The sequence below is a fragment of the Streptomyces sp. Ag109_O5-10 genome (genome assembly GCF_900105755.1).
In the GTDB taxonomy this organism is placed as follows: domain Bacteria; phylum Actinomycetota; class Actinomycetes; order Streptomycetales; family Streptomycetaceae; genus Streptomyces.
The window spans coordinates 6,844,160-6,857,533 of record NZ_FNTQ01000001.1; the positions used below are offsets into that span (position 1 = coordinate 6,844,160).

10 protein-coding genes are annotated in these 13,374 nt (G+C 73.6%); 2 read left to right on the top strand and 8 right to left on the bottom strand.

The annotated features are described in order from the left end of the window. Nucleotides 1-129: 129 nt before the first annotated feature. The 4 genes from sucB to BLW82_RS31240 all read right to left on the bottom strand — a co-directional run bounded on the left by sucB (nucleotide 130) and on the right by BLW82_RS31240 (nucleotide 6,390). Nucleotides 130-1,923, bottom strand: coding sequence for a 2-oxoglutarate dehydrogenase, E2 component, dihydrolipoamide succinyltransferase (gene sucB / locus BLW82_RS31225; protein ID WP_093503915.1), 1,794 nt, complete (start codon nucleotides 1,921-1,923; stop codon nucleotides 130-132). Nucleotides 1,924-1,983: 60 nt separating this feature from the next. Continuing rightward, nucleotides 1,984-3,372, bottom strand: a complete 1,389-nt coding sequence (gene lpdA, locus BLW82_RS31230) for a dihydrolipoyl dehydrogenase (RefSeq protein ID WP_093503917.1) — start codon at nucleotides 3,370-3,372, stop codon at nucleotides 1,984-1,986. 312 nt (nucleotides 3,373-3,684) lie between these two features. Further along, nucleotides 3,685-5,223 carry a leucyl aminopeptidase gene (locus tag BLW82_RS31235; protein ID WP_093503919.1) on the bottom strand — a complete coding sequence of 513 codons (1,539 nt, stop codon included), beginning with the start codon at nucleotides 5,221-5,223 and terminating at the stop codon, nucleotides 3,685-3,687. 369 nt (nucleotides 5,224-5,592) lie between these two features. Continuing rightward, on the bottom strand, nucleotides 5,593-6,390 hold the full coding sequence (locus tag BLW82_RS31240) for an adenosylcobinamide-GDP ribazoletransferase (RefSeq protein WP_093503920.1): 798 nt from the start codon (nucleotides 6,388-6,390) through the stop codon (nucleotides 5,593-5,595). A 93-nt stretch (nucleotides 6,391-6,483) separates the two neighbouring features. Here BLW82_RS31240 and BLW82_RS31245 point away from each other — a divergent pair, with 93 nt between their 5' ends. Next, on the top strand, nucleotides 6,484-7,281 hold the full coding sequence (locus BLW82_RS31245; protein WP_093503922.1) for a hypothetical protein: 798 nt from the start codon (nucleotides 6,484-6,486) through the stop codon (nucleotides 7,279-7,281). Here the strand turns inward: BLW82_RS31245 and BLW82_RS44660 are convergent. The 3 genes from BLW82_RS44660 to cobT all read right to left on the bottom strand — a co-directional run bounded on the left by BLW82_RS44660 (nucleotide 7,188) and on the right by cobT (nucleotide 10,891). Beyond that, the gene (locus BLW82_RS44660; RefSeq protein ID WP_177233133.1) at nucleotides 7,188-7,943 is read right to left on the bottom strand and encodes a hypothetical protein; all 756 of its coding nucleotides are present in this window, start codon (nucleotides 7,941-7,943) and stop codon (nucleotides 7,188-7,190) included. The two genes, BLW82_RS31245 and BLW82_RS44660, sit on opposite strands and share 94 nt — an antisense overlap. 10 nt (nucleotides 7,944-7,953) lie before the next feature. Beyond that, the gene (locus tag BLW82_RS31255) at nucleotides 7,954-9,750 is read right to left on the bottom strand and encodes a phosphatidylglycerol lysyltransferase domain-containing protein (RefSeq protein WP_093503924.1); all 1,797 of its coding nucleotides are present in this window, start codon (nucleotides 9,748-9,750) and stop codon (nucleotides 7,954-7,956) included. 70 nt (nucleotides 9,751-9,820) lie between these two features. Beyond that, complete coding sequence (gene cobT / locus BLW82_RS31260; protein WP_093503925.1) at nucleotides 9,821-10,891, bottom strand: nicotinate-nucleotide--dimethylbenzimidazole phosphoribosyltransferase; 1,071 nt, start codon at nucleotides 10,889-10,891, stop codon at nucleotides 9,821-9,823. A gap of 150 nt (nucleotides 10,892-11,041) precedes the next feature. Here cobT and BLW82_RS31265 point away from each other — a divergent pair, with 150 nt between their 5' ends. After that, nucleotides 11,042-12,019 (top strand): class I SAM-dependent methyltransferase, encoded by a 978-nt coding sequence (locus tag BLW82_RS31265; protein ID WP_093503927.1) that lies wholly within the window; start codon nucleotides 11,042-11,044, stop codon nucleotides 12,017-12,019. 99 nt (nucleotides 12,020-12,118) lie between these two features. On the opposite strand, the gene BLW82_RS31270 is transcribed toward BLW82_RS31265, so the two are convergent. Then, nucleotides 12,119-13,324 (bottom strand): bifunctional adenosylcobinamide kinase/adenosylcobinamide-phosphate guanylyltransferase, encoded by a 1,206-nt coding sequence (locus tag BLW82_RS31270; protein WP_093503928.1) that lies wholly within the window; start codon nucleotides 13,322-13,324, stop codon nucleotides 12,119-12,121. Between the last annotated feature and the right edge of the window lie 50 nt (nucleotides 13,325-13,374).

The following is a 13,374-nucleotide window of genomic DNA, read 5'->3' on the forward strand; positions in this document are numbered from 1 at the left end:
GACCGTCTTTCGGGAGAGGCGCACGGGGGCGCTTTCGCGCAGGTGAGACGAGACTTACACGCTGCCTGTGGAGACGACGGTGCCCCGCCCGGAGAAATCCGGACGGGGCACCGTGGAACCCGCTGGGGATCAGAGACCGAGCTCGACCTCGAACTCGCCCGCCTCCAGGATCGCCTTGACGGCCGTCAGGTAACGGGCCGCGTCGGCGCCGTCCACCAGGCGGTGGTCGTAGGACAGGGTCAGGTACGTCATGTCGCGGACGCCGATGACCGTGCCCTCCTCCGTCTCGATGACGGCCGGACGCTTGACCGTGGCACCGATGCCGAGGATCGCGACCTGGTTCGGCGGCACGATGATCGTGTCGAACAGCGCGCCGCGCGAGCCGGTGTTGGAGATGGTGAAGGTCGCACCGGACAGCTCGTCCGGGGTGATCTTGTTGGCGCGGACCTTGCCGGCCAGGTCGGCCGTGGCCTTGGCGATACCGGCGATGTTGAGGTCGCCGGCGCCCTTGATGACCGGGGTCATCAGGCCCTTCTCGGAGTCCACCGCGATACCGATGTTCTCGGTGTCGAAGTAGGTGATGGTGCCGTCGGCCTCGTTGATCCGGGAGTTGATGACCGGGTGGGCCTTCAGCGCCTGGGCCGCGGCCTTGACGAAGAACGGCATCGGGGAGAGCTTGACGCCCTCGCGGGCCGCGAACGAGTCCTTGGCCTGGTTGCGCAGGCGCATCAGGCGGGTCACGTCGACCTCGACGACCGAGGAGAGCTGGGCCTGCTCGCGCAGCGCCTTGACCATGTTGTCGCCGATGACCTTGCGGATGCGGGTCATCTTGACGGTCTGGCCGCGGAGCGGGGAGACCTCCAGCGCCGGGGCCTTCTTCGCGGCGGCGGCCGGAGCGGCAGCGGCGGGAGCCGGAGCAGCGGCGGCGGCCTTCGCGGCCTCGGCGGCGGCGAGCACGTCCTGCTTGCGGATCCGGCCACCGACGCCGGTGCCCTTGACGGCGCCCAGGTCGACACCGTTCTCGGCGGCGAGCTTGCGGACCAGCGGGGTGACGTAGGCACCCTCGTCGACCGGAGCGGCCGGGGCCGGCGCCGGGGTGACGGGGGCGGCGGCCACCGGCGCGGGGGCCGGAGCCGGGGCGGCCGGAGCTGGCGCGGCGGCGACCGGAGCGGGCGCCGGGGCGGCCGGCGCGGGCGCGGGGGCCGGAGCGGCGGGGGCCGGAGCCGGAGCCGCGGGGGCCGGGGCAGCGGCGGCGGGCGCCGGAGCCGGGGCGGCCGGGGCGGGGGCGGCGGCCGGAGCGGCACCCGGGGCGCCGATGACGGCGAGCTTGGCGCCGACCTCGGCGGTCTCGTCCTCGCCGACCGTGATCTCGAGCAGCACACCGGAGGTGGGCGCCGGGATCTCGGTGTCCACCTTGTCGGTCGACACCTCCAGCAGCGGCTCGTCGGCCTCGACCGAGTCGCCGACCGACTTCAGCCAGCGGGTGACGGTGCCCTCGGTGACGGACTCACCGAGCGCGGGCAGCACCACGTCCGTACCGGACGCGCCACCGGCCGGAGCGGCGGGGGCGGCGGCGGGGGCCGGGGAGGGGGCGGCGGGGGCCTCGGCGACCGGCGCCGGGGCGGCCGGAGCCGGGGCGGCGGCGGGCTCGGCGGCCGGAGCCGGAGCGGCAGCGGGCGCGCCGGTGCCGTCGTCGATGATCGCCAGCTCGGCGCCCACCTCGACCGTCTCGTCCTCGGCGACCTTGATCGAGGCCAGCACACCGGAGGCGGGGGCCGGGATCTCGGTGTCGACCTTGTCGGTCGAGACTTCGAGCAGCGGCTCGTCGGCCTCGACGCGTTCGCCCTCGGCCTTCAGCCAGCGGGTGACAGTGCCCTCGGTGACGCTCTCGCCGAGCGCCGGAAGGGTTACGGAAACCGCCATGGTTTCGGTTGCTCCTTACGAATTGCGGAAGTCTGAGTCGTCGCTTGCGTCGACCGAGGGTCAGTCGTGCGAGTGGAGGGGCTTGCCGGCCAGGGCCAGGTGGGCCTCGCCGAGCGCCTCGTTCTGCGTCGGGTGGGCGTGGATGAGCTGGGCGACCTCGGCGGGCAGGGCCTCCCAGTTGTAGATCAGCTGGGCCTCGCCGACCTGCTCGCCCATGCGGTCGCCGACCATGTGGACGCCGACCACGGCACCGTCCTTCACCTGGACGAGCTTGATCTCGCCGGAGGTGTTGAGGATCTTGCTCTTGCCGTTGCCCGCCAGGTTGTACTTCAGCGCGACGACCTTGTCCGCACCGTAGATCTCCTTGGCCTTGGCCTCGGTGATGCCCACGGAGGCGACCTCCGGGTGGCAGTACGTCACCCGCGGGACACCGTCGTAGTCGATCGGGACGGTCTTCAGACCGGCCAGGCGTTCCGCCACCAGGATGCCCTCGGCGAAGCCGACGTGCGCGAGCTGGAGCGTCGGGACCAGGTCACCTACGGCGGAGATGGTCGGGACGTTCGTCCGCATGTACTCGTCGACCAGGACGTAGCCGCGGTCCATGGCGACACCCTGCTCCTCGTAGCCGAGACCGGCGGAGACGGGGCCGCGGCCGACGGCGACGAGCAGGACCTCGGCCTCGAACTCCTTGCCGTCGGCGAGGGTGACCTTGACACCGTCGGCGGTGTACTCGGCCTTCGAGAAGAAGGTGCCCAGGTTGAACTTGATGCCGCGCTTGCGGAAGGCGCGCTCAAGAAGCTTGGAGGAGTTCTCGTCCTCGACCGGGACGAGGTGCTTGAGGCCCTCGACGACGGTGACGTCGGCACCGAAGGACTTCCAGGCGGAGGCGAACTCGACGCCGATGACACCGCCGCCCAGGATGATCGCGGACTTCGGCACGCGGTCCAGGACGAGGGCGTGGTCGGAGGAGATGATGCGGTTGCCGTCGATCTCCAGGCCCGGCAGCGACTTCGGCACGGAGCCGGTGGCGAGGAGCACGTGGCGCCCCTGGATCCGCTGGCCGTTGACGTCCACGGAGGTGGGGGAGGACAGCCGCCCGGTGCCCTCGATGTAGGTCACCTTGCGCGAGGCGATCAGACCCTGCAGGCCCTTGTACAGACCGGCGATGACGCCGTCCTTGTACTTGTGCACGGCCGGGACGTCGATGCCCTCGAAGGTGGCCTTGACACCGAACTGCTCGCTCTCGCGGGCCTGGTCGGCGATCTCACCCGCGTGCAGCAGGGCCTTGGTGGGGATGCAACCCCGGTGCAGGCAGGTACCGCCGACCTTGTCCTTCTCGATCAGGGCGACGTCCAGGCCCAGCTGCGCCCCGCGCAGGGCCGCGGCGTAACCGCCACTACCACCGCCGAGGATCACTAGGTCGAAAACGGTGCTGGCGTCGTTCGCCACGTCACGTCCTCCATGCATGTGCGCCGTACGCCGGTCAACGGTGACCGCGCGGCGGCTGGTGTCCGGCCGCTCTTCTTCGGCCCTGTGGGTGGGGCCCTGTCCTGCCGAGCCCCATCTTCGCACTTGTCGGAGGTGAACGAGACGCGGGGCTGGGGTGTGAGACACCACACGCAGTGCCCCGCAAGGGGCGCGGGGGGAACTGCGCGAGCAACCCCCACGGCCCGCAGCCGCCCTGCGACGGAACGGACCGATCCAACGGGCGACGGGACCCCGCACTACCCGCACGCGAGGTCCCGCCCACAAAACCCGACGTCAGCCGAGCTCGCCCTCAGCCGTCAGCTCGGCCAGCCGCACCAGCGTCCGCACCGCCGACCCCGTCCCGCCCTTCGGCGTGTACCCGAAGGGCCCGCCCTCGTTGAAGGCCGGCCCCGCGATGTCCAGGTGCGCCCAGGTGATCCCCTCGCCCACGAACTCGCGCAGGAAGAGCCCCGCGACCAGCCCGCCGCCCATCCGCTCACCCATGTTCGCGATGTCCGCGGTCGGCGAGTCCATCCCCTTGCGCAGGTGCTCCGGCAGCGGCATCGGCCAGGCCGGCTCGCCCACCTCCTCCGCGGCCTCGTGCACCGCGGAGCGGAACGCGTCGTCGTTGGACATGATCCCGAACGTCCGGCTGCCCAGCGCCAGCATCATCGCGCCGGTCAGCGTCGCCACGTCCACGATCGCGTCCGGCTGCTCCGCCGACGCCGCCCACAGCGCGTCGGCGAGCACCAGCCGCCCCTCCGCGTCCGTGTTGAGCACCTCGACGGTCTTGCCGCTGTACATGCGCAGCACGTCACCGGGGCGCACGGCGGTGCCCGACGGCATGTTCTCGGCGAGCGCCAGCCACCCGGTCACGTTGACCGGCAGGCCGAGCCGAGCCGCCACCACGACGGCCGCGAACACCGCCGCCGCGCCGCTCATGTCGCACTTCATCGTCTCGTTGTGGCCGGCCGGCTTGAGCGAGATGCCGCCCGAGTCGTAGGTGATGCCCTTGCCGACGAACGCGAGGTGCTTGTCCGCGTCGGCGTGCGTGTACGACAGCTTCACCAGCCGCGGGGTGGCCGCCGAGCCGCCGCCGACGCCGAGGATGCCGCCGTACCCGCCCTTGGCGAGCGCCTTGTCGTCGAGCACCTGGATCTTGAGACCGTGCTCCTTGGCCGCGCCCTGCGCGATCGCCGCGAACGCGGCCGGCGTGAGGTCGTTCGGCGGGGTGTTGATCAGGTCACGGGCCCGGTTGAGCTCCTCGGAGACGGCCGTGGCGCGGGCCAGGGCCGCCTTGTGGGCGGCGTCCCGCGGCTTGCCGCCGAGCAGCACGCCGTCGGCGAGCGGCGCCCGGTCGTTCTTCGCCCTCAGGCTCTTGCCGGTGCCGCCACCGTTGTCCTTGTACGTGTCGAAGGAGTAGGCGCCGAGCAGCACGCCCTCGCCGATCGCGCCCACGGCGGCCGCGTCCTCGACGGGCAGCGCGAAGGCCGCCTTCTTGGCTCCGGTCAGCGCGCGGGCGGCGACACCGGCCGCCCGGCGCAGCGCCTCGGCGTCGTACTCCGCGTCCGGGCCGGGCTCGGCGCCCAGGCCCACCGCGATGACCAGCGGGGCCTTGAAGCCGGCCGGGGCGGGCAGCTTCGTCAGTTCGCCCTCGGCACCCGAGGCTCCGAGGGTCTCCAGGACGGCCGCCAGCTTGCCGTCGTAGGCCGTGTCCACGGCTTCGGCACCCGGGGCGACGACCGGGCCCTTGGCGCCCTTGGCGACACCGATCACGATCGCGTCGGCCCGGAGGCCGGGCGCCGCTGCGGTGCTGAGAGTGAGAGCAGTCACGGTGGTGAAATCTCGCTTCCGATGTTGAGTTGCAGTGGCCGAGCGGGTGGGTCGACCGGGCCCGGGAAGCGGCCCTGAGGAGCGTCCTCGGACCGCGTTGCGACCGGGGCCTTCACCCCGCGCCGGCGAACACCCGGGACGAGCCTACGCGTGTGTATGCGTTCGCTCATTCCTGCGGGTGTTCACCTGAGGGTTGCGGCACGGCCACTTGCCCTCGCGCCGGGCTCCGGTGTCCGGGCCGTACCCGGGGTGGGATCGTCCAAGGGAGCCCGCGCCCCCACCGTGGAGCCCGACAACCCCGACAGCATGGACGGCCACCGGAACCGTACGAGCCGGGAGCGCGGCGGAAGGCCTGCTGAAGCGCCCTCCTCAGCCGCCGCCCAGGGCGAACACCACGAGCGCCGCGGTCGCCGCCGTCTCCGCGAGCGCCCCGAAGACATCCCCGGTCACCCCGCCGAACCGGCGCCGGCAGTGCCGCAGCAGCCCGTCCGTCGCGGCCTCGGCCACCACCACCGCGAGCAGCGCCCGCAGGCTGTCGCCCGGTCCGACCAGCGCCCCGCCGCCCGCCGCCAGCAGCATCACCGCGAACGTCACCACGGTCGCCGCCACCTTGGGGACCACCCCGGCCACCGCCGCCCCCAGCCCCTCCGGACGGGCGGCCGGCACCCCCTCCACCGCGGCCAGCGTCAGCGCCAGCCGGGCCACCGTCGCCGCGACGACCGCCGCCAGGGCACCGTGCCGCCACCCCTCGCCGTACGCCTGGGCGAGCGCGGCCACCTGCCCGAGCAGGACGAAGACCAGGGTGACGACCCCGAACGGCCCGATGTCCGACTGTTTCATGATCCGCAGGGCGTCCTCGGCGGGCTTGCCGCTGCCCAGGCCGTCTGCGGTGTCGGCGAGGCCGTCCAGGTGCAGCCCCCGGGTGAGCACGGCCGGTACGGCGACGGCGGCGACCGCGGCCAGCAGCGCGCTCGCCCCGGCCGCAAGCACGAGCGCGCCGACCGCCCCCGCGCAGGCGCCGACCGCGAGGCCGGCGAGCGGGGCGGACAGCATGCCGCCGCGGGCCGCCTCCCGGTCCCAGCGGGTGACCTTCACGGGGAAGACGGTGAGCGTGCCGAAGGCGAAGCGGACGCCGTCCAGCCAGGGAGTCGCAGAGGTCACAGCCACCGGCGCAGATTACCCGTGGTCAGGAGGCCGCGGCCCGGCCGGACTCCGGGCCGGGCTCCCGGTGCGGCTCCCCGTCGGGGATAAAGTGCGCACATGGGACATTGGCTGGAGCGGAACATCGTCGAGCCGGGCAAACTCCCGCTGCTGCTCGCCCTGACCGCCTTCGTCCTGACCTTCGTGATCACCCGGGTCATCACCCGGCTGATCCGCGCCGGAAGGGGCCCGTTCCGCAACGTGCGGGCGGGCGGGCTGCACATCCACCACGTGGTCCCCGGCGTCGTCCTCGTCGTCATCGGCGGCTTCGGCGCGGTCGCCAGTTCCCGCAACGGCCTCGGCGCGGCCCTCGCCGCGATCGCCTTCGGGATCGGCGCGGGGCTCGTCCTCGACGAGTTCGCGCTCATCCTGCACCTCGGCGACGTCTACTGGACCGAGGAGGGCCGCAAGAGCGTCGAGGCCGTCGTCATCACGGCCGCGCTGGTGGGGCTGCTGCTCGCCGGCTTCTCGCCGTTCGGGGTCAACGACCTGTCGGCGGACGAACTCCAGGACCGCGGGGCCGTCGTCGCGAACGTGGTGGCCAACTTCGCCTTCTCCCTCGTCGCCCTGAGCAAGGGCAAGACGCGCACCGCGATCTTCGGGGTGATCGTCCCGCTGGTCGCGATCGTCGGCGCGGTCCGGCTCGCCCGCCCCGGCTCGGCCTGGGCCCGCCGCTTCTACGGCAACCGGCCGCGCGCCCGGGCCAGGGCCCGGCTGCGCACCTATCATCACGACCGCCGCTGGTCCCGGCTCACCCTGACCCTTCAGGACTGGATCGGCGGCAAACCCGACCGCCCCGAACCGCTGCGTCTCCCCGGCCACGGCCCCGGACCCGGACCGGACCCCGGCCGCCGGTGACGCCATCGGTGCCGCAGCCGCCGTCCCGCCGGCACCGCCGCGCACAGCGCCGCCGTCCCCGCGATGGCCGCCAGATGCTCCTTCCCGGCCAGGTTGTCCTTCACCGCCACCTCGACCGCCATCGCGGCCGCCACCGCGCCGGCGGTGACGTAGGCGCCGTACCGCCAGCCCAGGTAGACCGCGAGCCCGACGACGGCGGCCGACGGGCCGGTGTCCACCACCCGGGCGTCCGAGGCCGGCAGCCCCAGCGGACCGTGCGGCCCCAGCGCGACGCCCGTGCGCGCGTACAGCGTGCCGGCGAGGGTCGCCGCGTACGCGACGACCAGGGTCCGCCACCAGCCCAGGCACACCTCGGCGAGCCCGAAGACCACCAGGACCTGGGCCAGCGCGCCCCACACCGGCAGGTCCAGGGCCGGCACGAACAGCGACAGGGGAGTGCGCGACAGGGAGGCCCAGAGGGGGTCGGCGACGCGCACCGCCCCGACGTCCTGCACGAAGCCGTAGCCCCACGACTGGTTCTGCGCGAACTGGAGCAGCGCGGTCAGGCACACCGCCCCCGTCGTCATCGGCACCGCCCGCAGCCGGTGCTTCGCCAGCGGGCCGCGCACGGTGGCGTACAACAGCCCCCACTCGGCGTGGGCCCAGCGGGCGAGCGGCGTCATGCGCTGGTCCTCATCCGTGGGTTTCCCGCTGCGTGTCCAGGTGCCTGCGATGCACCCACTTCGGCAGGCCGGGCGCCTCCAGGAACCCTTCGGCACGCGCCGAGGCCAGACCGATGCGCGGAAGGTCCGCGCTCTTCTCGAAGAGCAGGAACCGGGGTTCCCAGATGGGCCGGTACTTGGCGTTCGCCCGGTACAGGGACTCGATCTGCCACCACCGGGAGAAGAAGCTCAGCAAGGACCTCCACAGCCGCAGCACCGGCCCGGCGCCGAGCCGCGCACCACGTTCGAAGACCGACCGGAACATCGCGAAGTTGAGCGAGACCTGAGTGATCCCGATCTCCCGGGCCCGCCGGAGCAGTTCGATGACCATGAACTCCATCAGCCCGTTGTCGGAGTCCCGGTCCCGCCGCATGAGATCGAGGGACAGCCCGCCCGGCCCCCACGGCACGAAGGAGAGCAGGGCCCGCAGTTCACCCGCCCCGTCCGTGCACTCCAGCATCACGCACCGTCCGTCCCGGGCGTCCCCGAGCCGTCCCAGCGCCATGCTGAAACCGCGCTCGGTGGCCCCGTCCCGCCAGTCGTCGGCGCGCCGGACCAGGTAGGACATCTCGTCCGCCGGGATGTCCTCGTGGCGCCGGATCCGCACCTGGTACCCCGCCCGCCCGACCCGGTTGTACGCCTGCCGGACGGTCCGCATCGCCCGGCCCTCCAGCGTGAACTCGGCGACCTCGACGATCGCCTCGTCGCCGAGTTCCAGCGCGTCGAGCCCGTGCCGCGCGTACACGGTCCCCGCTTCCTCGCTCGCCCCCATCACCGCCGGGATCCACCCGTGCGCCCGCGCCTCGCGGAGCCACGGCACGATGGCCCCCGGCCACGCCTCCGGATCCCCGATCGGATCCCCCGAGGCGAGCGACACCCCGCCCACCACCCGGTACGCGACCGCCGCCTTCCCGGTGGGCGACCACACGACGCTCTTCTCCCGCCGCAGCGCGAAGTACCCGAGCGAGTCCCGCTCGCCGTGCCGCTCCAGCAGGGCCCGCAGCTGCTTCTCGTCTTCCTCGGTGATCGGGTCGACGGCGCGGCGGGAGCGGAAGGCGGCGTAGAGGACGGCGAGCAGGAGGAGGGTGCTGAGCACGTTGATGACGACGTTCACCCAGTTCGGCGGCGCGATGTACGGGAACCGGGAGGGGTCGGCGGCGACCGACACCAGGCGCAGGGTGCCGTAGTGCCAGCGCTCCAGGAACGTCGAACGCGCGGCGTGCGGCGCCTGGTCGGTGACGGTCACGAGGAGGGCGGCGAGCAGTGAGGCGACGAGACCGCCGCCGACGGCGACGGTGGCGGCGAGGCGCGGGTTGGACCGGTCGCCCTTCGCGTAGAACTCCCGCCGGCCCACGAGCAGGGCGACGACGAAGGCGGCGGTCAGCACGATCGAGATCCAGTTCTGCGCGTACCGCCGGATCTCCGGGAACGCCATGGCGAACGCGAACAGCGCGAGGAAGAGCCCGCTTAGTACCAGGTTCAGGATCCACGCGGCCCGCTTCCGCCGCCGCGTCGTGATCGCGAGGAAGGCGGTGAACGCACCGGAGGCGAAGCCGGCGGTCAGCAGGTACGGCGTGAAGTAGTTCTCCTGGTTGTGCCGCCGCACGTCCTGACCCAGCGACAGCCACACCGCACTGAGGAAGTTGACGAAGGCGACGGCCCGCAGATACCAGACGGCAAAGGCGGCGGCCCGCTGGGAAACCCCGCCACCCCGCCGCCCCGGCTCACGTCCCTCACACCGCTCCACGGCAATTCGGACATCTCCCATGAGGAGCGATCATATGGGCGCCCATACCCCAAACCCCGCCGTGCCGTCCCGGCCGTGGTGAACGGTCCCGCTAGTCCTGCGGCTTCTCCTCGGATTCGGGCTTCTCCGGCAGCTCCGCCGCCAGGGCCGCCGCGGCCTGGACCAGGGGCAGGGCCAGCAGGGCGCCCATGCCCTCGCCGACCTTCACGCCCTGCTCAAGGAGGGGCTCCAGGGCCATCCGGTCCAGGGCCTTCGCCTGCCCCGGCTCCCCGCTGTCGTGGCCGGCCAGCCACCAGTCCGGCGCCCGGAACGCGATCCGCTGCGCGACCAGCGCACACGCGGCCACGACCACCCCGTCCAGCACCACCGGCAGCTTCCGCACCGCCGACTGCAACAGGAACCCGGTCATCGCCGCGAGGTCGGCCCCGCCGACCGTCGCCAGCAACTGCAACTGGTCCCCGAGCACCGGCCGCGCCCGCCGCAGCGCGTCCCGGATCGCCGCGCACTTCCGCATCCACGCGAGGTCGTCGATGGCGAGCCCGCCCCGCCCGGTCACCACCGACGCGTCCGTCCCGCACAGCGCCGCTACCAGCGTGGCGGCCGCCGTCGTGCCGCCGACGCTGACGTCGCCGAGGACCACCAGGTCGGTCCCCGCGTCGGCCTCCCCGTCGGCCAGCGCGACGCCCGCCCGGAAGGCCGTCTCCGCCTCGTCCAGGGTCAGCGCGTCCTCGATGTCGATACGGCCGCTGCCCCGCCGCACCCGGTGCCGTACGACCTCCTCGGGCAGTGTGTCCGGGTCGCAGTCCAGCGCCATGTCCACGATCCGCACCGGCACCCCGAGCCGCCGGGCGAGGACCGCCACCGGGCTGGCGCCCTCGAGGACCGCCCGCACCAGCAGCTCCGCGCTGCCCGCGGGCCGGGCGGAGACGCCGAGTTCGGCGACGCCGTGGTCGCCGGCGAAGAGCAGCACCCGCGGCCGTTCCACCGGCCGGACCGGTACCGAACCCTGGGCGGCGGCCAGCCACTCACCCAGGTCGTCGAGGCGGCCCAGCGACCCGGGCGGCACGGCCAGCCGCTCCCGGCGCGCCTCGGCGTCACGGCGCACACCGCCGTCGGGGCGCTCGATCAGATCGGTGAAGTCGTCGAGATTAAGCGAGCTCATTCGCCGAACAGTACCGGCACCGAACCAGCAGTCAGGTGCCAGATCGCCAGCACACCCGCACGGCGCCTTGGCAGGCAAGATCGGTATCCCATACGTTCCGGTTTGCAGTGGATTGCGTTCAGGGAGTACTGGGAGCACAGGGAGCCGCCCATGCCGCCGCGCACGCCCGAACTCGCCGCGGGCCCCGACCGGTTCCACGAGCCGCGCCGTGAGGACTGCCCCTGGTGCGGCTCCAGGCGCCTGCGCACCCGCCTGCGCACGCCCGACCTCCTCCACCACCGGCCCGGCACGTTCACCGTCGACGTGTGCCGGGACTGCGCCCACACCTTCCAGAACCCCCGGCTGTCCCCGGCCGGTCTCGCCCTCTACCACCGGGACTTCTACGACGGCCGCCTGGAGGACTACACCGACCGCCTCCACACCACCCGCGCCGGCCGCCGCCGGCACCGCGCCGCCGCCCGCGTGATGCTGGCGCTGCCGGAGCCGGAGAGCTGGCTGGACGTCGGCACGGGCCACGCCCACTTCCCGCGCACGGCCCAGGAACTCTTCGCCTACACGTCGTTCGACGGCCTCGACCCGACCCTGCGCGTGGGGCGCGCCCAGGTCGAGGGCCATATCGAGGAGGCCCACTGCGGCTACCTGGCCATGCCGGAGGTGCTGGCCCAGCTGCGCGGCCGCTACGACGTCGTCAGCATGCTCCACCACCTGCAGCACACCCCCGACCCGCGAGCCGAACTCCGTGCCGCCCTCGCCGCGCTGCGCCCGGGCGGCCACCTCCTCATCGACGTCCCGAACCCGCGCAGCGCGTTCGCCCGACTCCTCGGCAAGTGGTGGATCCCCTACGGCCAGCCCCGCCACCTGCACCTCATGCCGCCGGCCAACCTCCGGGCGGAGCTGGAGTCGCAGGGCTGCCGGATCCTCCGCACCGACCGGAAGTCGCCGCACGTGCCGTACGACATCTCGGCCGCCCTCGGCCTGTTCCTGGGCCGGGTCCTGCCGAAACGGTGGCTGCGCGGGGCGGCGCCGCTGCTCGCCGTGGCGAGGCTCGCCGACCATGCCCTGGCTCCGCTGCTGCGGCGGACGCCGTTCTCGAACGCGTACCGGATCGTCGCGAGGAAGGGGTGCTGACGGCCGGTCGCGCGACTGCGCGCGGGCGGGGCTGAGCGCGCGGTTCCTCCCCCAGCCTTCGGCCGGGGGTACCCCCAGCGCCCCTTACGGGCCGCCGCACTACCTCAGCACCACCGCCTGCCCCGCCACCACCAGCACCACCTGCTCGCACTCATCCGCGAACGCCGCGTTCAGGCGCCCCAGTTCGTCCCGGTACCGGCGCCCGGACGCGGTGGCGGGCACGATCCCCGACCCCACCTCGTTCGACACGGCCACCACCGTCCGCCGCGTCCCCCGCACCGCCTCCGTCAGCTCCCGCACCCGCTGCCGCAGGGCCTTCTCCCCGCCCGACGCCCACTCCGTGTCGTCCCATGCCCCGACGGCGTCCATCGCGTCCGTCAGCCACAGCGACAGGCAGTCGACGAGCAGCGCCGGCCCGTCCTGCGCCAGCAACGGCACGAGATCGCACGTCTCCGTCGTACGCCAGGACCCCGGCCGCCGGTCCCGGTGCGCGGCCACCCGCGCCGCCCACTCGGTGTCCCCGCCGCGCGTACCGCCGGTGGCGACGTACAGCACGTCCGGGAAGGACTCCAGCCGCCGCTCGGCCTCCACGGACTTCCCCGACCGGGCGCCGCCCAGCACCAGCGTCCGGCGCGGTACGTCGGGTACGTCCTCGTACACCCCGACCGTCAGCGTCGTTCCGTCCGGCACCGCCCGCGCCCCGGCCGCGGCCAGCCGGCGGCGCAACTCGGGGCCGGGCGGTACGTCGTGGCCGACATGGACGGCGACGACGTCCGTGGTCGCGCCGACCGCGCCGACCGCCCGCAGGCGTGCCAGCGCGTCCGGGCGCCCCACGACGTCGAGGAGCACCAGGTGGTACGGGTCCGCGTCCCCGTTCCCGTTCTCCAGTCCGCCCTGCGCCCCGCCCGGCGGCAGGTACAGCAGCCGCTGCCCGTCGGGGCCGGTCACCGCGTACCCGGTGCCGCCCGCGTCCATCGCCACCGCCCGCACCCGATGCCCCGTCAGCAGCGTCAGCTCCCGCCCGTCCGGCACCCGCCCCGGCTGCGGCAGCCCGTCCGGCACCTCGACGGTGGGCCCGTCGTGCGGATGCGACAGCAGCACCTGCCGCACCCCGCCGAGGGACAGTCCGGCCCGGGCCGCCGCGAAGGCCGCCCCCGGGGTCAGGTCGAGCAGCAGCGTTCCGTCGACGAGCACCGCGGTGGCGGCCCGCGCGTCCGTCCCGACGGCCGTCGCACAGGCCGCACAGGGACAGCCGGGCTGAGGCAGCCCCGCGGGGGCACCGGTACCGAGCAAAGTCACTTCCACGGACCGATTCTCACCCGTCCTGACGGTTCTCGCTCCAGCCGACGCCCCCT

Bases quoted from the DNA above. Each gene is read 5' to 3' on its own strand.
- BLW82_RS31245 (WP_093503922.1), top strand. From the start codon at position 6,484: ATGGGACATTGGCTGGAGCGGAACATCGTCGAGCCGGGCAAACTCCCG.
- sucB (WP_093503915.1), bottom strand. From the start codon at position 1,923: ATGGCGGTTTCCGTAACCCTTCCGGCGCTCGGCGAGAGCGTCACCGAG.
- BLW82_RS44660 (WP_177233133.1), bottom strand. From the start codon at position 7,943: ATGACGCCGCTCGCCCGCTGGGCCCACGCCGAGTGGGGGCTGTTGTAC.
- BLW82_RS31265 (WP_093503927.1), top strand. From the start codon at position 11,042: ATGCCGCCGCGCACGCCCGAACTCGCCGCGGGCCCCGACCGGTTCCAC.
- BLW82_RS31255 (WP_093503924.1), bottom strand. From the start codon at position 9,750: ATGGGAGATGTCCGAATTGCCGTGGAGCGGTGTGAGGGACGTGAGCCG.
- cobT (WP_093503925.1), bottom strand. From the start codon at position 10,891: ATGAGCTCGCTTAATCTCGACGACTTCACCGATCTGATCGAGCGCCCC.